Source organism: Curtobacterium subtropicum (assembly GCF_030362975.1).
GTDB classification, from domain to species: Bacteria; Actinomycetota; Actinomycetes; order Actinomycetales; family Microbacteriaceae; genus Curtobacterium; species Curtobacterium subtropicum.
This window is the reverse complement of the sequence record NZ_JAUCMM010000001.1, coordinates 393,280-410,380: the sequence shown is the minus strand read 5'-3', so window position 1 is coordinate 410,380 and position 17,101 is coordinate 393,280. Positions and strand designations below refer to the sequence as shown.

At 72.4% G+C, this 17,101-nt stretch carries 18 protein-coding genes; 10 read left to right on the top strand and 8 right to left on the bottom strand.

Features of this window, described 5'->3' with window-relative positions; translation table 11 throughout:
- The first annotated feature begins 55 nt into the window (after nucleotides 1-55).
- From QUG98_RS01885 to QUG98_RS01875, 3 genes are all read left to right on the top strand, one after another.
- Nucleotides 56-1,294 (top strand): AI-2E family transporter, encoded by a 1,239-nt coding sequence (locus QUG98_RS01885; RefSeq protein WP_289468937.1) that lies wholly within the window; start codon nucleotides 56-58, stop codon nucleotides 1,292-1,294.
- 65 nt (nucleotides 1,295-1,359) lie between these two features.
- Nucleotides 1,360-2,619 carry a threonine ammonia-lyase gene (gene ilvA / locus QUG98_RS01880; RefSeq protein ID WP_289468936.1) on the top strand — a complete coding sequence of 420 codons (1,260 nt, stop codon included), beginning with the start codon at nucleotides 1,360-1,362 and terminating at the stop codon, nucleotides 2,617-2,619.
- 167 nt (nucleotides 2,620-2,786) lie between these two features.
- Nucleotides 2,787-3,278 carry a hypothetical protein gene (locus QUG98_RS01875; protein WP_289468935.1) on the top strand — a complete coding sequence of 164 codons (492 nt, stop codon included), beginning with the start codon at nucleotides 2,787-2,789 and terminating at the stop codon, nucleotides 3,276-3,278.
- Between the two features lie 124 nt (nucleotides 3,279-3,402).
- Here QUG98_RS01875 and greA read toward each other — a convergent pair whose 3' ends face one another.
- Together greA and QUG98_RS01865 are read right to left on the bottom strand one after the other, a co-directional pair.
- Entirely contained in the window at nucleotides 3,403-3,891 is a 489-nt protein-coding gene (greA, locus tag QUG98_RS01870) for a transcription elongation factor GreA (RefSeq protein WP_289468934.1), read from the bottom strand.
- A gap of 67 nt (nucleotides 3,892-3,958) precedes the next feature.
- Nucleotides 3,959-4,273, bottom strand: coding sequence for a DUF4307 domain-containing protein (locus QUG98_RS01865; protein WP_289469183.1), 315 nt, complete (start codon nucleotides 4,271-4,273; stop codon nucleotides 3,959-3,961).
- Nucleotides 4,274-4,524: 251 nt separating this feature from the next.
- Between QUG98_RS01865 and mca the strand changes: the two genes are divergently transcribed.
- Together mca and QUG98_RS01855 are read left to right on the top strand one after the other, a co-directional pair.
- Nucleotides 4,525-5,415 carry a mycothiol conjugate amidase Mca gene (mca, locus tag QUG98_RS01860; protein ID WP_289468933.1) on the top strand — a complete coding sequence of 297 codons (891 nt, stop codon included), beginning with the start codon at nucleotides 4,525-4,527 and terminating at the stop codon, nucleotides 5,413-5,415.
- Entirely contained in the window at nucleotides 5,412-5,702 is a 291-nt protein-coding gene (locus QUG98_RS01855; RefSeq protein WP_289468932.1) for a hypothetical protein, read from the top strand. Before mca ends, QUG98_RS01855 begins: the two co-directional genes overlap by 4 nt.
- A gap of 131 nt (nucleotides 5,703-5,833) precedes the next feature.
- Here QUG98_RS01855 and trhA read toward each other — a convergent pair whose 3' ends face one another.
- Nucleotides 5,834-6,532, bottom strand: a complete 699-nt coding sequence (gene trhA / locus QUG98_RS01850) for a PAQR family membrane homeostasis protein TrhA (RefSeq protein WP_289468931.1) — start codon at nucleotides 6,530-6,532, stop codon at nucleotides 5,834-5,836.
- A gap of 86 nt (nucleotides 6,533-6,618) precedes the next feature.
- On the opposite strand from trhA, the gene QUG98_RS01845 reads away from it, so the two are divergent.
- The 3 genes from QUG98_RS01845 (at nucleotide 6,619) to phoH2 (ending at nucleotide 10,369) form a co-directional block, all read left to right on the top strand.
- Complete coding sequence (locus QUG98_RS01845; RefSeq protein ID WP_289468930.1) at nucleotides 6,619-7,404, top strand: isoprenyl transferase; 786 nt, start codon at nucleotides 6,619-6,621, stop codon at nucleotides 7,402-7,404.
- A gap of 173 nt (nucleotides 7,405-7,577) precedes the next feature.
- Entirely contained in the window at nucleotides 7,578-8,687 is a 1,110-nt protein-coding gene (locus tag QUG98_RS01840; RefSeq protein WP_289468929.1) for an aminotransferase class V-fold PLP-dependent enzyme, read from the top strand.
- A gap of 320 nt (nucleotides 8,688-9,007) precedes the next feature.
- The gene (gene phoH2, locus QUG98_RS01835; protein WP_209442861.1) at nucleotides 9,008-10,369 is read left to right on the top strand and encodes an RNA 5'-3' helicase PhoH2; all 1,362 of its coding nucleotides are present in this window, start codon (nucleotides 9,008-9,010) and stop codon (nucleotides 10,367-10,369) included.
- Between the two features lie 310 nt (nucleotides 10,370-10,679).
- On the opposite strand, the gene QUG98_RS01830 is transcribed toward phoH2, so the two are convergent.
- The 5 genes from QUG98_RS01830 to xseA form a co-directional block, all read right to left on the bottom strand.
- Entirely contained in the window at nucleotides 10,680-12,110 is a 1,431-nt protein-coding gene (locus QUG98_RS01830) for a class II fumarate hydratase (RefSeq protein WP_289468928.1), read from the bottom strand.
- Between the two features lie 94 nt (nucleotides 12,111-12,204).
- The gene (locus tag QUG98_RS01825) at nucleotides 12,205-12,819 is read right to left on the bottom strand and encodes a carbonic anhydrase (protein WP_137766656.1); all 615 of its coding nucleotides are present in this window, start codon (nucleotides 12,817-12,819) and stop codon (nucleotides 12,205-12,207) included.
- Nucleotides 12,820-12,854: 35 nt separating this feature from the next.
- Entirely contained in the window at nucleotides 12,855-13,490 is a 636-nt protein-coding gene (locus tag QUG98_RS01820) for a DUF4245 domain-containing protein (RefSeq protein ID WP_224442560.1), read from the bottom strand.
- On the bottom strand, nucleotides 13,487-13,750 hold the full coding sequence (locus tag QUG98_RS01815; RefSeq protein WP_289468927.1) for an exodeoxyribonuclease VII small subunit: 264 nt from the start codon (nucleotides 13,748-13,750) through the stop codon (nucleotides 13,487-13,489). Before QUG98_RS01815 ends, QUG98_RS01820 begins: the two co-directional genes overlap by 4 nt.
- Nucleotides 13,751-13,813: 63 nt before the next feature.
- Complete coding sequence (gene xseA / locus QUG98_RS01810; RefSeq protein ID WP_289468926.1) at nucleotides 13,814-15,055, bottom strand: exodeoxyribonuclease VII large subunit; 1,242 nt, start codon at nucleotides 15,053-15,055, stop codon at nucleotides 13,814-13,816.
- Nucleotides 15,056-15,239: 184 nt separating this feature from the next.
- Between xseA and QUG98_RS01805 the strand changes: the two genes are divergently transcribed.
- Nucleotides 15,240-16,304 carry a 4-hydroxy-3-methylbut-2-enyl diphosphate reductase gene (locus QUG98_RS01805; RefSeq protein WP_434533406.1) on the top strand — a complete coding sequence of 355 codons (1,065 nt, stop codon included), beginning with the start codon at nucleotides 15,240-15,242 and terminating at the stop codon, nucleotides 16,302-16,304.
- Nucleotides 16,305-16,345: 41 nt separating this feature from the next.
- On the top strand, nucleotides 16,346-17,044 hold the full coding sequence (locus QUG98_RS01800) for a DUF6264 family protein (protein WP_289468925.1): 699 nt from the start codon (nucleotides 16,346-16,348) through the stop codon (nucleotides 17,042-17,044).
- Nucleotides 17,045-17,101 lie beyond the last annotated feature (57 nt).

Below are 17,101 nucleotides of genomic sequence, written 5' to 3'. Positions count from 1 at the left end.
ACGGACGTATGCCGCATCTGGAACACGCTCCGGTGCCCGTCGGTACACTCGCCGCATGGCCTGGGGAAAGAAGACGCATCCGGATCCCGTCGTCGAGCAGGTCGTGCCGACGGGGATGCGGATCGCGGGTGCCTGGTCGTGGCGCGTGCTCGTCGTCATCGGCGTCGTCGCGGTGTTCATCTACCTCGTCACGCTCTTCAGCGAGGTGCTCATCCCGTTCCTCATCGGGATCGTCGTGGCCGCCCTGCTCGTGCCGCTGTCGAACTGGATGCAGCGCCACCACGTGCCGAAGTGGATCGCCGTCGTGGTCAGCCTGGTCGGGGGGCTCGCGGCCGTCGGTGGACTCATCTGGCTCGTGGTCGACCAGATCGCGGCGGCCTACCCCTCACTGCGCGACCGGACGCTCTCGCAGTACGACACGATCCGGGACTTCGTGCTCAACTCCGGTCTCGGCATCAGTCAGTCCGACCTCAACAACTACCTGAACCAGGCGACCGACTGGCTGTCGAGCAACTCCGGCTCGATCCTGTCCGGCGTCGCGAGCGCGGGCTCGTCGCTGACCCACCTGCTCACCGGGCTGTTCGTCGTCATCTTCACGGTGATCTTCCTGCTCATCGACGGCAAGAACGTCTGGCGCTGGACGGTCCGACTCTTCCCGAAGAAGGCCCGGCCGGCCATCGACGGTGCCGGGGTCGCCGGGTGGACGACGCTGACGAGCTTCATCCGCGTGCAGATCTTCGTGGCCTTCGTCGACGCCGTTGGCATCGGCATCGGGGCTGCCGCGCTCCAGCTCCCGCTCGTCATCCCGATCGCCGTGTTCGTCTTCCTCGGCGCGTTCATCCCGGTCGTCGGCGCCATCGTGACGGGCTTCCTCGCGGTGTTCATCGCGCTCATCTTCAACGGCTGGGTCGCCGCGCTCATCATGCTCGGCGTGATCCTGGTCGTGCAGCAGGTCGAGGGGCACATCCTCCAGCCCCTGGTCATGGGCAGCGCCGTCAAGGTGCACCCGCTCGCGGTCGTGCTCGGTGTCACCGCGGCGTCCGGGCTCGCGGGCATCGCCGGAGCGTTCTTCGCCGTGCCGCTCATCGCGACCGTGAACTCGATGGTGACGACGATCGCCAGCGGCCGGTGGAAGGGGCTCGACTCCGACCACGTGCTCGAGGCGAAGCAGCGTGACCACCACGCGAGTGTCGAGGCCAAGAAGCGCCGCCGCTGGCGGAAGCGCCACCCCGAGGGCGTACCGGCACCCGGCAGCGACGAGCAGCCCACCGCCACCAGGGGCACCGCGGGCTGAGCGGGTGCTCACCGACAGATCGTCACGAGTTCGCCGTGGCGGCCCTGACGGACGATGATGGGACCGTGACCGACACCTCCGTGCCCCAGCAGCAGACCGCGGCGTTCCCCTCGCTGGCGGACATCGAGGCCGCGCAGCGGACCATCGCGGGCGTCGCGCGCGTCACCCCGATGGAGACCTCGCAGTTCCTCGCCGAACTGCTCGGCTCGCCGGTGCACCTGAAGTGCGAGAACCTGCAGCGCACGGGCGCGTACAAGGTGCGCGGCGCCTACAACCGCCTGGCCGCGCTGAGCCCCGAGCAGCGCGCGGCCGGTGTCGTCGCAGCGAGCGCCGGCAACCACGCGCAGGGTGTCGCCCTGGCGGCCCGCGAGCTCGGCATCCCGGCGACGATCTTCACCCCCGTGGGGGTGGCGCTGCCGAAGCTCCAGGCGACGCGCCACTACGGCGCCGACGTGGTCCTGCGCGGCCACTCCGTGGAAGAGGCCCTGAGTGCCGCCAAGGACTTCGCCGCCCACACCGGAGCGGTGTTCATCCCGCCCTTCGACCACCCCGACGTCATCGCCGGACAGGGCACGCTCGGGCTCGAGATCATCGACCAGGTGCCGGACGTCGACACCGTGGTCGTGCCGATCGGCGGCGGCGGGGTCATCTCCGGCATCGCCCTCGCGGTGAAGGGGATGGCCGAGCGCCTGGGCCGCCCGATCCGGGTGATCGGGGTGCAGGCGGAGAACGCGGCGGCCTACCCGTCGTCGATCACCGCCGGCGAGCCGGTCACGATCACGACGAAGCCGACGATCTCGGACGGCATCGCCGTCGCCCGACCCGGTGACCTCAACTTCCCGATCATCCGCGACCTGGTCGACGACATCGTCACCGTCTCGGACGACGACACGGCCCGCGCCCTGCTCGTGCTGCTCGAGCGCGCGAAGCTCGTGGTCGAGGCCGCCGGCGCCGTCGGTGTCGCCGCGATCATGTCCGGCGCCGTCCGCGACACCGGTCGGACGGTCGTGCTGCTGAGCGGCGGGAACATCGACCCGCTGATGATGGAGCGCATCATCACCCGTGGTCTCGTCGCCGCGTCGCGCTACATCGGCATCCGGATCATGCTGCCCGACCGCCCGGGCCAGCTCGCCCGCGTCGCACAGGTCATCTCGGACGCCGGCGCCAACGTCGTCGAGGTGCTGCACACCCGGCACGGGCAGGGGCTCGTCATCAACGAGGTCGCCCTCGACCTGTCGATCGAGGCCCGCGGTCCGGAGCACGCGCAGGAGGTCATCCAGCGCCTCCACGAGGTCGGCTTCCGCCCGGAGCTGCTCGAGAACTGACCCGGGTGCACCGGCGCGCGTCGGTGCCGTCGGGGACGCCGTCGCCGCCGAACGCGGACGCGATCCACGGACCGCTGGTGTCAGCGCGGCGCACGGGAACGTCGCCCGGGCGTCAGGGTCGCGTGAGCGAGACCGACGACGGCCGGGAGGCGCGTGATGCTCCCGTCATGACCCTCACGTCGATCCTGCCCTCGCTCCGCGCCTCGCTGCCCGACCCGCTCGACCCGACCGTCTGGCCAGCCCGCACCGAGGCGACCGTCGACGACGTCCGGGTCCGCGCGGTGTCGATGCAGCGCTTGGCCGCAGTGGCCGGGACCCCGTGCGTGCACACCGCGGAGCAGGCACCCCCGCGGTACCGTCCGCGCGACTGGCACCCCGCCGACGTCTGCGTCACCGTGGCCGCGGTCACGCGTGTCCGACGACCGTGGGGGGTCGTCTTCGTCGAGCTCGACGCAGCGGTGCCCGACTGCGCCGTGCTCACCGAGGTGCGCCTGATCGGCCGACGCAGCGTCGCTCCCGTGGCCGAGGTGACGCTCGCGACGAACACCACCGGGACGGCCGGGCACGAGGTGCTGCTGCCCGGAGACGTCCGGGTCGGGGACCTCGTGTGCTTCCCGTGCGTCCGGCCGCTCGCGCACCGCGACGTCGTCCCGCGCTGACGCTGCCCGCAGCCGTCGTCGTGGAACCAGGAAACCGACGTGGAACCAGGAGCGGTGCCTGGTTCCACGTCGGCTTCGTGGTTCGATCCAGCGCGCAGCCCGGCAGCGCAGCGCGGCGCAGCGCCTACGGCTGGTAGCGCTCGACCTTCGTCACCGTGACGCTGATCTCCTTGCCGTTCGGCGCCGTGTAGGTCGTCTCCTCGCCCTCGCGCAGCCCGAGGATCGCGGCACCGACCGGGCTGACCGGGCTGTACACGGTCAGGTCCGAGCCCTCGGCCACGATCTCGCGGTTGCCCACGAGGAACGTCGACTCGTCGCCGGCGATGACCGCCGTCACGACGGTGCCCGGCTCGACGGTGCCGTCGAAGTCCGCCTCGCCCACCGTGGCGTGCTTGAGCAGCTCGGTGAGCTGGCGGATGCGGGCCTCGATCTTGCCCTGCTCGTCCTTCGCGGCGTGGTAGCCGCCGTTCTCCTTGAGGTCGCCCTCTTCACGCGCCGCCTCGATGCGGTCCGCGATCTCCTTGCGGGCCGGGCCCGACAGCTGCTCGAGCTCGGCCGTGAGACGGTCGTGCGCCTCCTGGGTCAGCCAGGTGGTCTGCGTGTCGTTGCTCATCGGTCTCCCTTTCGACAACGGACGAGACCGGCCGGTGTGGCCGGTCTCGTCCGCGGATCAGTCGAGTCTAGGGAACCCAGCAGTCGTGGATCAAGCCGGTCACGCCGCGGGTCGTGGTGTTCACCGCGGTCGAGATCGAGCGGGTGCGCTGCTCGGATGCCGGCAGCGTCACCTCCTTCCACCCGACGATCGAGTACGACTTGTCGAGCACCTGCACGGCGCAGCGGACCTCGGTGCCCGGGTCGGCCGAGACCTGCGAGTGCACGACCGTGCGGTGGTCGGACACCACGGTGTAGCCGAGCTCGGTGTTGTCGAGGCCGTGCGACTCCTGGTCGAGCCCGGCCCAGACCACCCACGCGACGAAGACCAGCACGACGGCGATCGCGGCGACGATGCCGAACAGCCTGCTGCGGCGCCGGCGGTCCGGGGTGCGCCCGTACCGGTCGTCCAGCGACGCGGCCGTGCCCGGGGCAGCGGTCGGAGCGGTGACGGTGGGGTGCAGCGGTTCGGACAGTTGGGGGCTCCCGGGGTGATTATCCTGGTCCCAGGGTAGTTCACGCCCCGCTGTGCGCTGCCCCCACGCACGCGGTCGACGCGTGCGCGCCCGCTCGACCCGCTCCCGTGAGGATCCTCGTGCCGTTCCGCCTGCTGGCCGTCCACGCCCACCCCGACGACGAGTCGAGCAAGGGTGCCGGGACCTCCGCCCGGTACGTCGCCGAGGGCCACCAGGTCATGGTCGTCTCGTGCACGGGCGGCGAGGCCGGGGACATCCTCAACGACCAGCTCGGCGAGCCCGCGACGAGCCGCGCGCACCGCGACATGGCGGGCTACCGCCGGTCCGAGATGGCCGCGGCGCAGGCGGCACTCGGCATCGAGCACGTGTGGCTCGGCTACCACGACTCCGGGCTGCCGGACGCCGAGCAGGGCGAGACGGTCCGGCCGGGCACGTTCTCGACCGTCCCGCTGGAGTACTCGACCGAGGCGCTCGTCCGCGTGGTCCGCCGCTTCCGCCCGCACGTGCTCGTCACCTACGACGAGAACGGCGGCTACCCGCACCCCGACCACATCCGCACGCACGAGGTCTCCGTGGCCGCGTGGCGCGACGCCGCCGACCCGACGAAGTACCCGGCCGCGGGGGAGCCGTGGGCGGTCAGCAAGCTCTACTACGAGCGGACCATGAACCCCCGCCGCTTCCGCACGATCTACGAGGCACTGCGTGAGCGCGACCCGGACAGCCCGGCGATCGAGCAGCTCCGAGAGTGGGTCGAGCGGTTCTCCGACCGACCCGACCTCGCGACGACGCACGTCGACGTCAGCGCGTACTTCGACGCGCGCGACGCCGCCCTGCACGCGCACGCGAGTCAGGTGCCGCCGGACAGCTTCTTCTTCTCCTGGCCGAACGACCTCCTCGCGACGGTGTGGCCCACCGAGGACTACCAGCTCGTCGAGGCCCGCGTGCCCACCGACCTGCCGGAGTCCGACCTGTTCGCGGGGCTCCCTGACGACGAGGACACCACCGCGTGAGCACCATCCTGACGGCCATCGCCGCCGCCCCCAGCCCGAGCCCGTCCGTCGTGCCCGACGTCGACGTCACCCCCGGGGTCGCCGGCTTCGTGGCGATCGCGGTGGTCGCGGTCGTGACGATCCTGCTCGTGGTCGACATGACCCGACGCATCCGTCGCACCCGCTACCGCGCGGAGATCCGCCAGCGGCTCGAGTCCGACGCCGGCGGCGCGACGACGGACGTGCCGGCGCGTCGCGCCGACGAGGACGGCCGGACCGACGTGGGCGACGACACCGAACGCGGCTGACGGCCGGACGGCACCAGCGCCGAGACGGAACCAGCAGACGGACGGGAGGCCCGTGGCGAGCGCGCCACGGGCCTCCCGTCCGTCGTCCGGTCACGTCGACCGTCCGGTGCGGCCGTCCGCGGCAGCCGCGGTCAGCGCACCGGGTGCAGCGCCACGATGAGCACGCCGACCCACTGCGCGGCGAACGCGACGACGGTCAGGGCGTGGAAGACCTCGTGGAAGCCGAACACCGAGGGGGCGGGGTCCGGGCGCTTGAAGCCGTAGACCAGCGCGCCGAGGATGTACGCCAGCCCGCCGGAGAGCACGAGGACCGTCATCGGGATGCTCGCGGCGAAGAACTGCGGGAGCAGGCCGAGCGCGGCGCAGCCGAGCACCAGGTAGATCGGCACGTAGAGCCAGCGCGGCGCGCCGATCCACAGGACGCGGAAGGCGATGCCGAGCGCGGCACCCGACCACATCACCCAGAGCACGACGACCATGAGCGTGTGCGGCAGGGCACAGATCGCGATCGGCGTGTAGGTGCCGGCGATGAGCAGCAGGATGTTCGTGTGGTCGATCCGCTTGAGGATCCTCTTGACCGTCGGGCCCCACGGGAAGCGGTGGTAGGTCGCCGAGACCCCGAACAACAGCAGTGAGGACGCCATGAACACGGCGCTGCCGGCCTTCGCGGCCGCGCTGTCGGCGAGGCAGATCAGCACGACGCCCATGGCGACGGCGAACGGGAACGTGCCGAGGTGGATCCACCCGCGCCAGGCGGGGCGCGGCGGCTCGGTGGTGGCGGCTTCCTCGGTGAACGGGACGTGGGGGAGCGTGGCGGTCTCGTCCTGCATGGGGTGACAGTAGGGGCCCTGGCCGAACGGGAGCAGGGAGTGCACGGGTCGGCACCCTCGGGGCTGCGGTGCACTACAGTCGTGGCGTGACCGGCAGGGTGGGATGGGCAGGGCGCGGCGTCCTCTACCGTGCCTACCAGCGTCGTATCCGCCGGCAGATCGACGGCCAGGCGATCCCGAAGCACGTCGCGATGATCGTGGACGGCAACCGTCGCTGGGCGAAGCAGCTCGGGCTCGAGTCGGCCGCCCACGGGCACCGGGCGGGCGCCGCGAAGATCCCGGAGTTCCTCGACTGGTGCGACGACCTCGGCATCGAGGTCGTGACGCTGTACCTGCTGTCCGCCGACAACCTGACCGGACGCGGGGGCGAGGAGCTCGAGCAGCTCGTCGGGATCATCGGCGACCTCGCCGGGACGCTCGCCGGGCACCGCGACTGGCGGGTGCAGCACGTCGGTTCCGACGAGGGGCTGCCCGCGGGGCTGCTCGGCGCACTCGCCGAGGCCGAGGCACGGAGCGCGGCCCACACCGGCCTGCACGTCAACCTCGCGGTGGGCTACGGCGGCCGACGGGAGATCGCGGACGCCATGCGCAGCATCGTCCGGGCGCACGGCGAGGGCGGCGGCACGCTCGACACCCTGGCCGAGGTGCTGACGCCCGAGCTCATCGGGGACCACCTGTACACGCAGGGCCAGCCGGACCCCGACCTGGTGATCCGGACCTCGGGGGAGCAGCGGCTCTCGGACTTCATGCTGTGGCAGAGCGCGCACAGCGAGTTCTACTTCGTCGAGGCCTTCTACCCGGACCTGCGCGAGGTCGACTTCCTCCGCGCCGTCCGCGACTTCGGGCTGCGGTCACGGCGCTTCGGCGGCTGATCGTCACCCGCTCCGACACTGCAGCGCGTCGTGTCGGGTCGTTCGGTGTCGGCTCACCTCGTGTCGGGCTGCCGCGGATGGCCCCCGGGAGTGCGTCGAGTGGCCCAGGTTCGCTCGCGCAGGGTCGGTCCCAGTAGGCTCACAGGGTTTTCGTCCCACGGAAGGTTGCGCCTGTGAACATCGCCGAGTACACGGCGGGCTTCGACGAGGAGTCCGGCTACCTCGACCACGCCGCCTTCGGGCCGGTGCAGACCGCCGTGCTCGAGGAACAGCGCGTCCTCGGCACGATCCAGGAGCGCATGCGCTTCGGCGCCATGGAGACGCTCGACGAGCAGGACGCCCGGGTGCGCACCGTCGCCGCGCGGCTCGTCGGCCGCCGCGAGGACCAGGTCGTCTCGCAGACCGCGACGACCCCCGGTCTGCTGCACACCGCGTTCGGCCTGACCGGCGGCGTCCTCGTCGCCGCCGACGAGTACCCGTCCCTGCCGCTCGCACTCGCGAGCGCCGCATCGGCCACCGGCGGTCGCGTGCAGCCCGTCGTGGTCGAGTCCGGTGCCGGCTGGATGACGCCGTCGCTCGTCCGGGAGCGCCTGACCGACGACGTCACCGCGGTCGCCGTGTCGCTGGTCGACTGGCAGACCGGGTACCTCGCCGACCTCGCCGCGATCCGCGAGGTCATCGGCGACCGCCTGCTCGTCGTCGACGCCATCCAGGGCTTCGGGGTCGTCGATGCCCCGTACGAGGTCGCCGACGTCGTCGCCACCGGCGGGCAGAAGTGGCTGCACGCGGGGTGGGGCACGGGCTTCGTCGCGTTCAGCGACCGGGCCCTGAACCGCCTGCGTCCGGCGCTGTCCGGCCCGCACGGCACGACCGGGTGGCCGACCGAGGTGCCGTCGGTGAAGCCGGGAGCCGCGGGCTACCAGATGACCCGCGTCGACCCGGTCGCACAGGCCCGGATGGCCGTGTCGCTCGAACGCCTCGTGTCCGTCGGGGTCGGGGCCGTGCAGGAGCGGGTCGCCGACCGGGTCGAGCGGGTGCTCGACATCGCGGACGAGTTCGGGCTGTCGGTCGAGTCGAGCCGCGACCCGCGCGAGCGGGCCGGCATCGTCGTGCTGCGTCCGCCGCAGGGCCGGCTCACCGCGCTGTCCGCCGCGCTGCACAACCACGGGGTCACCGCGACGACGCGGCTCGGGGTCGCACGGGTGTCGGTGTTCGCCTCCACCACGGACGCGACGCTCGACATGTTCCGCGACGCCTGCCTGTCGTACGCCACGATGCAGTAGCGCCCGCGCGCCCTGCACCGCTGGCCGCGTGGGCCGCGCCGCGCAGCGCGCGGCGAGTCTCGGGTCGAGCGACAGTACTCGCGGTCGGGAGCCCGAGAAGTGTCCGTCAGCGCGAGACTCGGCACTGCGTGACGGCCGGTGCGCGTTCACGCGACCGTAACCTGCGGAACCGCGTGTCGCGGCACGCCTGTCGGGGGCCGGTCGTACCTTGGCCCCATCGGGCACAGTGCCCGGTCGAAGCGGCCAGGCAACGGTGCTTCGGGACCGCTCAACGGCCGCGTCGAGGACAGTGACCGGGCCGAGCGCGGCCCGGGGATGGAGTGGTCGTGACCTCTCGTAACGTCTCTCGCGAACCCGCCCAGCGGCCCACCGCGGACTCGTCCACATCGGTCGCCCAACGCACGTACGTGCTCGACACCTCGGTGCTCCTCAGCGATCCGCGGGCACTGTTCCGCTTCGCCGAGCACGCCGTCGTGCTGCCCGTGGTCGTCGTCAGCGAGCTCGAGTCCAAGCGCAACGACCCGGAGATCGGGTACTTCGCGCGGCAGGCCCTGCGGCTGCTCGACGAACTGCGCATCGAGCACGAGCGACTCGACTTCCCCATCGCACTCGACGACGGCGGGTCGTTCCGCGTCGAACTGAACCACTCGAACCAGTCCGTCCTGCCGTCCGGGCTGCAGCTCGGCGACAACGACTCGCGCATCCTGGCGGTCGCGTCGAACCTGGCGAACGACGGGCTCGACGTCGTCGTCGTGTCGAAGGACCTGCCCCTGCGGGTGAAGGCCTCGTCGATCGGCATGGCGGCCGAGGAGTACCGCGCCGAACTCGCCGTCGACTCGGGCTACACGGGCATCACCGACCTGCAGGTGTCCGGCGAGCAGATGAGCGACCTGTACGAGCACGAGGAGATCCGGTCGTCGCGGCTCGACGGCGTCCCGGTGAACACCGGTGTCGTCATCCACTCGGAGCGCGGTTCGGCCCTCGGACGCGTGCACGAAGCGGGTGCCGTGTCGCTCGTCCGCGGTGACCGCGAGGTCTTCGGTCTGCGCGGCCGCTCCGCCGAGCAGCGGCTCGCCATCGACGCCCTGCTCGACCCCGAGATCGGCATCGTGTCGCTCGGGGGCTCCGCGGGGACCGGCAAGTCGGCGCTCGCGCTGTGCGCCGGCCTCGAGGCGGTGCTCGAACGGCAGCAGCACAAGAAGATCATGGTGTTCCGACCGCTCTACGCCGTGGGCGGTCAGGAGCTCGGGTACCTGCCGGGTGACGCTTCCGAGAAGATGAACCCGTGGGCACAGGCCGTGTTCGACACCCTCGGTGCGCTGGTGTCCGACAACGTCCTCGACGAGGTGGTCGAACGCGGGATGCTCGAGGTCCTGCCGTTGACGCACATCCGCGGGCGTTCCCTGCACGACGCCTTCGTCATCGTCGACGAGGCGCAGTCCCTCGAACGGAACGTCCTGCTCACCATGCTGTCGCGCATCGGGCAGAACTCGCGCGTGGTGCTCACGCACGACGTCGCGCAGCGGGACAACCTGCGGGTGGGGCGGCACGACGGGGTCGCCTCGGTGATCGAGCGGCTCAAGGGGCACCCGCTGTTCGCCCACGTGACGCTGACCCGCTCGGAGCGGTCCGCGATCGCGGCGCTCGTGACCGAGCTGCTCGACTCGCCCGACCTGGGGTAGCGCGCGCGCCTGCGCGGGCGCGCCTGCGCCCGGGCGCGGGCGCGCGGGCGCGCCTGCGCGGGCGCGGGGCGCGGGCGAGGGCCGGTCCTGTCCGCGAAAGCGACAGATCGCTGCGAACGGTTGGCGGCGGTCTGTCGCTCTCGCGGTACTGACCGGGTGACCGGACGGGTCCGGGGGCGACCAGGCGACGGACGGGAGGCGCGGTGCCGGCTGGCACCGTCCTCCCTCGCAGGCTCGGTCGGCGCGCCCCGCGCAACGCTTCGCGTTGCCGCTGAGCGGGGCGCGCCCGTCTGTCAGTGGGTGGCGTCCGTCAGTTCGGGTGCGTCATGGACAGCACGTCGAGTGCGCTGTCCAGCTGCTCCTCGGTGACCTCGCCGCGCTCGACGTGGCCCAGGGCGACGACGGCCTCGCGGACGGTGATGCCCTCGGCGACGGCGTACTTGGCGACCTTCGCGGCCGCCTCGTAGCCGATGACGCGGTTGAGCGGCGTGACGATCGACGGCGACGACTCGGCGAACGCCCGCGCGCGCTCGAGGTTCGCCTGCAGCCCGTCGATGGTCTTGTCGGCCAGCACCCGCGAGCTGTTCGCGAGCAGGCGGATCGACTCGAGCAGCGCCGTGCCCATCACCGGGATGGCGACGTTGAGCTCGAAGGCTCCCGACGCGCCGGCCCAGGCGACGGTCGCGTCGTTGCCGATGACCCGGGCCGCGACCATGAGGGTGGCCTCGGGGATGACCGGGTTCACCTTGCCGGGCATGATCGACGAGCCGGGCTGCAGGTCGGGGATGTGCAGTTCGCCGAGGCCCGTGTTCGGCCCCGAGCCCATCCAGCGCAGGTCGTTGTTGATCTTGGTCAGGCTGACGGCGATGACCTTGAGGGCACCCGAGGCCTCGACCAGGGCGTCCCGCGCGCCCTGCGCCTCGAAGTGGTCGAGCGCCTCGGTGATCGGCAGCCCGGTGTCCTCGGCCAGGCGGGCGATGACCTGCTGCGGGAAGCCCGTCGGCGTGTTGATCCCGGTGCCGACCGCGGTGCCGCCGAGCGGGACCTCGGCGACGCGGGGGAGCGTGGCCCGCACGCGCTCGATGCCGAGGCGGACCTGGCGGGCGTAGCCGCCGAACTCCTGGCCGAGGGTGACCGGGGTGGCGTCCATCAGGTGGGTGCGCCCGGACTTCACGGCATCGGCCCAGAGCGTCGCCTTGGCCTCGAGCGACTCCGCCAGGTGCTCGAGTGCGGGGACGAGCGTGCGGATGAGGGCCTCGGTCACGGCGACGTGCACGGAGGTCGGGAAGACGTCGTTCGACGACTGCGACGCGTTCACGTGGTCGTTCGGGTGGACGTCCGTGCCGGCGATGCGGGTCGCCAGGGTCGCGAGGACCTCGTTCATGTTCATGTTCGAGGAGGTGCCGCTGCCGGTCTGGTAGACGTCGACCGGGAACTGGTCGTGGTGCTCGCCGCCGATGATCGCGTCCGCCGCCTGCGCGATCGCGTCGGCGACGGCCGGGTCGACGATCCCCAGGGACCCGTTGACGACCGCCGCGGCCCGCTTGATCCGCGCGAGGGCGACGATCTGCGCCGGCTCGAGGCCGCTGCCCGAGATCGGGAAGTTCTCGACGGCGCGCTGGGTCTGGGCACGGTACAGGGCCGAAGCCGGGACCCGGACCTCGCCCATCGTGTCGTGCTCGATGCGGTACTCGCCCTCGGGAGCGCCGTTCGTGGCTGTGGTCGCGGTGGTGTCGGTCACGTCGTCGTGGTCCTTCCTGTGGGTGCGCCGGCGCGGTCGCGTCGGTGCGGTCGTGGTGTCCCGTCGGTGTCGGGACGGTCGTCGTCGGTGCCGGTCAGGCCTCGCCGACGACGGTGTCGACGGAGACCTCGCCGGTCCCCAGGTCGTAGGTCGCGCCGACGACGGCGAGCCGGCCCTCGGCGATCGCGTCGGAGACGACGCCGGAACGCTCGATCACCTGGCGGAGCGTGGCCTCGAGGTGCGCGGCGCCGACGGACTCCTGCGGGAGCTCGGCGTCGGTCGCGCGGACCTGCTCGACGCTCGGTGCGATCGCGTCGACCAGGGCCTGCAGGTGCGGCGCGGGCACGGGCTCGCCGGAGCGAGCGGCGGCAACGGCACCGCACTTCGTGTGCCGGAGCACGACGACGAGCGGGGTGCCGAGGGCGACGACCGCGAACTCGATCGAGCCGAGCACGACGTCGTCGACGATCTGACCAGCGTTCCGGATCGCGAAGAGGTCACCGATGCCGGCGTCGAAGACGTGCTCGAACGGCACGCGCGAGTCCGAGCACCCGAGCACCGTCGCGAAGGGCGCCTGCGAGCCGGTGAGCTCCCCACGGCGGTCCGGGTCGATCCGGCCGGTGCGGCGCTTGTCGGCGGCGAAGCGGGCGTTGCCTTCGACGAGCAGGCGGAGGGCATCGGACGGGGTGGATGCGGCGCGGTCGGGCATGGTCTTCCTCGTGCTTCGGGTTCGGTCGGGCGGGGTCAGTTCGCGAGTTGCTCGGTGACGGCCTTCGCCACGGTCGTGAACGACGAGTCGTCGGCGGTGCCGGACAGGACGATGGTGTCGCGACCGAAGGTGTGGACGAGCGAGTACGCGTGGTTGCCCGCGTCCTTGCCCTCGTCGCGGCGGTCGTACACCGTCCACTTCGTGCCGTCGATCGTGCGGTCGCCCGTGGCGGGCTTCTGGTCGAGCTGGTTCGCCACCCACGACGCGTTCGCGTCGATCCCCTGCTGCAGGCCGATGTACTGGCGGTCCGGGGTGACGAGGCCGACGGTCCAGACCCGGACGCCGTCCGACGTCTTGTCCTGGAAGTCGGCCCGGTTCGAGGTGAAGCCGTCGGGCAGGTCCGGTGCCGCGAGCGTCACGCCGGGCACGTCCGCGCCGGCGGCCACCTGCTGGTAGTCGACGGAGCGGTCGACGGTTTGGTCGGGCCGGACGACCACGGCGACCAGGAAGAGGACGATGCCGAGCGAGGCGATGAGCGCGAGGACGAGGTTGAACGCGGTCTGGTGCTCGCGGCGGGTGCGGCGCGCGGCGTCCTTGCGGGCCCAGGTCTCCTCGGGGGTCTCCGGGCGGCCGAGCTCGGCGACGATGGGGCGTCCGTCGGGGTCGGTCACCGTCCCGCTCCGTCCTGGGCGGTCGGGGCGTCCCCGCCGGTCGATGCGGCACGGGCGGCGTCCAGGCGGGCACGTGCGCCGACGAGCCACTCCTCGCAGCGGGCCGCGAGTGCCTCCCCACGCTCCCAGAGGGCGAGCGATCGCTCGAGTGTCGCGGACCCCTGCTCCAGCTCACCGACGACGCGCACGAGTTCGTCGCGCGCTGCCTCGTAGCTCAGCGACTGCACGTCGGACGGCACGGGTTCCTGCTGGGATGACACACCCCGATCCTACCGAGCACCCTCCGACGCGGCCGACCGCGATCGAGGGTGTGGAGAACGGGGCTACGCGCCGGAGCCGTCCGGGCCGGGACCCTCCGGCTCGAGCGTGCCCGTCGCGGTGCCGGCACCGAGCGTGACGTGCACCGGGGTCGCACCGTCGAGGTCGTCGGTACCGCGCACGACACCGCCGTCCGTCCGCTGCACGATGGCGTACCCGCGACGCAGGGTGTCCCGCGGTGAGAGCGCACGGAGCCGTCCGGTCAGGTGCCCGACCTCGCTGTGCGAGCGTTCGAGCCGTCGGTCCAGCAGCTCACGGGCACGGGACAGGTCACGGGCGACCTCCTCGGCCCGGGTGTCGACGAGCCACGCGGTCGACGCCAGCGCGGGGCGCGACCGGAGCGCTGCGATCCGGTCGGCCTCGACCGACAGGGTGTGCGAGAGCCGGAGGCCGAGCCGCGCCCGGGCCTGCCGCACGTTCGCGAGTTCCTCGGCCACGTCGGGCACCACGCGCTTCGCGGCGTCCGTCGGGGTCGAGGCACGCAGGTCGGCGACCTCGTCGAGGATCGGGCGGTCTGCCTCGTGCCCGATCGCCGAGACGATCGGGGTGGTGGCGGCGGCCGCGGTCCGGACGAGCCCCTCGTCGCTGAAGCCGAGCAGGTTCTGGAAGTCGCCGCCGCCCCGGGCCACGATGATGACGTCGACCTCGGGGTCGGCGTCGAGCTCGATGATCGCCGCGGTGACCTCGCCGACGGCGCGTTCGCCCTGCACCGCCGTGTGCACCGTGCGGAACTCGACCTGCGGCCAGCGCAGCTGCGCGTTCCGCTTGACGTCCTTCTCGGCGTCGGAGTCCTTGCCCGTGATGAGCCCGATGCGGTGCGGCAGGAACGGCAGGCGCTTCTTGCGGGCGGGGTCGAACAGCCCCTCTTCCGCCAGGGTCCGGCGGAGCCGCTCCAGCCGTTCGAGCAGGTCACCGAGCCCGACGTGCTTCATCTCGACGACCTGCATCGTCAGCGAGCCGCCCTTGACCCAGTAGTTCGGCTTGACCGCGGCGACGACCCGGGCGCCCTGCCCCAGGTCCGCCGGCACCCGCGACCGCACGCTCGACCAGATCGAGAACGACACGGTCGCGTCGACCTCGACGTCCTTGAGCTTGCCGTAGACGTTGCCGCCGGCGACGTTCCACTGGGTGATCTCACCCTCGACCCAGGCGGTGCCGAGGCGGTCGATCCAGTCCCGGAGCTTCGCGCCGAGCAGGGCGACGGGCCACGGGTTGTCGGCCGTCGGCGGGCCCTGTTCGATCGCCATGCCCACCATCGTGCCGCATGCCGGCGACAGCGCCGACCCGTGGTGCCGCTCGCCGGTCCCGGACGCCGCGTCCGCCCGCGCTCCGGCCCGCCGCGCTGCGCCCGTGTCCTGCCCCCCGCCGCGCTCCGTCCCCGACCCCGTCGCACCCAGGCCCCGCGCGTGCCCGGCACCTATCATCGGGGGCGTGACGATCACCAACGGCCGCACGGTCCCGCTCGCCCCGCCGAGGGTGCACGCCGCGCGCGGTCGCCTGCGGGACGAGCCGGTCGCCGGCACCAAGAAGGTCCTGCTCGCCGCCCCCCGCGGGTACTGCGCGGGCGTCGACCGCGCCGTGGTCGCGGTCGAGAAGGCGCTCGAGCAGTACGGCGAGCCGGTCTACGTGCGGAAGCAGATCGTGCACAACGTCCACGTCGTCTCCACGCTCGAGCAGCGCGGCGCGGTGTTCGTCGACGACGTCGCCGAGGTCCCTCGCGGAGCCCACGTCGTCTTCAGCGCGCACGGCGTCTCGCCCGCCGTCGTGGCCGGTGCCACCGAGCGCGACCTGCACGCCATCGACGCGACCTGCCCGCTCGTCACCAAGGTCCACCGCGAGGCCACCCGCTTCGCGAAGGCGGACCGCACGATCATCCTCATCGGTCACGCCGGCCACGAGGAGGTCGAGGGCACCATGGGCCACGCCCCGGAGCGCACCATCCTGGTGAACGGCCCCGAGGAGGTCGCCGCGCTCGAGGTCCCCGACCCCGACAACCTCGTCTGGCTGTCGCAGACCACGCTGAGCGTCGACGAGACGATGGAGACCGTCCGGCTGCTCCGCGAGCGGTTCCCGTCGATCGAGAACCCACCGTCGGACGACATCTGCTACGCCACGCAGAACCGCCAGGTCGCGGTGAAGAAGGTCGCGCCGGACGCCGACCTGGTCATCGTGGTCGGCTCGGCGAACTCCTCGAACAGCGTGCGGCTCGTCGACGTCGCCCTCGAGTACGGTGCAGCGGCCGCGCACCGCGTCGACTACGCCGAGGAGATCCGCCAGGACTGGCTCGACGGCGTCCGGACGGTGGGCGTGACCAGCGGCGCCTCGGTGCCCGAGGAGCTCGTCACCGAGGTGCTCGAGCAGCTCGCGGACGCGGGCTACGGCACCGTGGAAGAGGTGGTGACCGCGCACGAGGACCTCATGTTCTCGCTCCCCAAGGAACTCCGGACCGACGCCTCGGGTAACCCCACCCGCGCACTCGGCGGGCGGCGCTCGTGAGCGGCGACTGGTCGTCGGCACCGGCCCGCGAGCCGGGTCACGTGGACGAGACCGCGCTCGGCCTGGAGGCCCGCCCCGCGTCCGCTGCGCCGGCAGCCGCTCGCCGGGACGGCCGGGTCCACGGCACGCCGGCACCCGACTACGGCGAGTACGCCCCGGAGGGCTGGGTCAACCCGGTGCTGGTCGAGCAGGAGCGGCAGGCGGCCGAGGAGCGACGTCGGGACGCCGGGCAGCGGCAGGACGCCGTCCCGCGTCGCGCAGCCGACCCGACCGGGCCGGCTCCCGACGAGCGCGACGTCCGACGGACGCGAGGATCGAGATCCCCTCGTGGTTCGCAGCCCGCTCCCACGTCCGCGCCGACGAGCCCCTACGGCGCCTCGCGGCTCGACTTCGTGCTGACCGTCGGACTGCTGTTCGTCGGCCTCTGGTCCGTCTTCGGCGCGCTGTCCACCGGTACCGTCGCGAGCGTCACCCGCGAGTACGTGGCGGGGCAGTTCGGCGAGATGTCCTCGCCCGCTGCCCTGTCCTCCGCCGCGGTCGTCCGCGTGGTGATCCTCGCAGCGGTCTTCGCCCTGGTCGCCTGGTGGTCGGTCCGACGCCTGCGTGCCCGCCGCTGGACGTTCTGGGTGCCGTTGGTCGGCGGGGTCGTCGCGAGCGCGCTCGGCGCCGTGCCGATGCTCGTCGTGGTGTTCCAGGACCCCACCGTGCAGGAGGCGATCCGCCGGGCGTCCGGCGGGTAGACCCCACAGCGCGCCGTCGCATGACCGGCGGGACCGCGTCGTTGCCCACCCGGCGAG

Excerpts from the sequence above, each read along its gene's own strand:
- xseA (WP_289468926.1), bottom strand. The coding sequence starts at position 15,055 with ATGGCGATCGAACAGGGCCCGCCGACGGCCGACAACCCGTGGCCCGTC.
- QUG98_RS01825 (WP_137766656.1), bottom strand. The coding sequence starts at position 12,819 with ATGCCCGACCGCGCCGCATCCACCCCGTCCGATGCCCTCCGCCTGCTC.
- QUG98_RS01885 (WP_289468937.1), top strand. The coding sequence starts at position 56 with ATGGCCTGGGGAAAGAAGACGCATCCGGATCCCGTCGTCGAGCAGGTC.
- greA (WP_289468934.1), bottom strand. The coding sequence starts at position 3,891 with ATGAGCAACGACACGCAGACCACCTGGCTGACCCAGGAGGCGCACGAC.
- QUG98_RS01875 (WP_289468935.1), top strand. The coding sequence starts at position 2,787 with ATGACCCTCACGTCGATCCTGCCCTCGCTCCGCGCCTCGCTGCCCGAC.
- trhA (WP_289468931.1), bottom strand. The coding sequence starts at position 6,532 with ATGCAGGACGAGACCGCCACGCTCCCCCACGTCCCGTTCACCGAGGAA.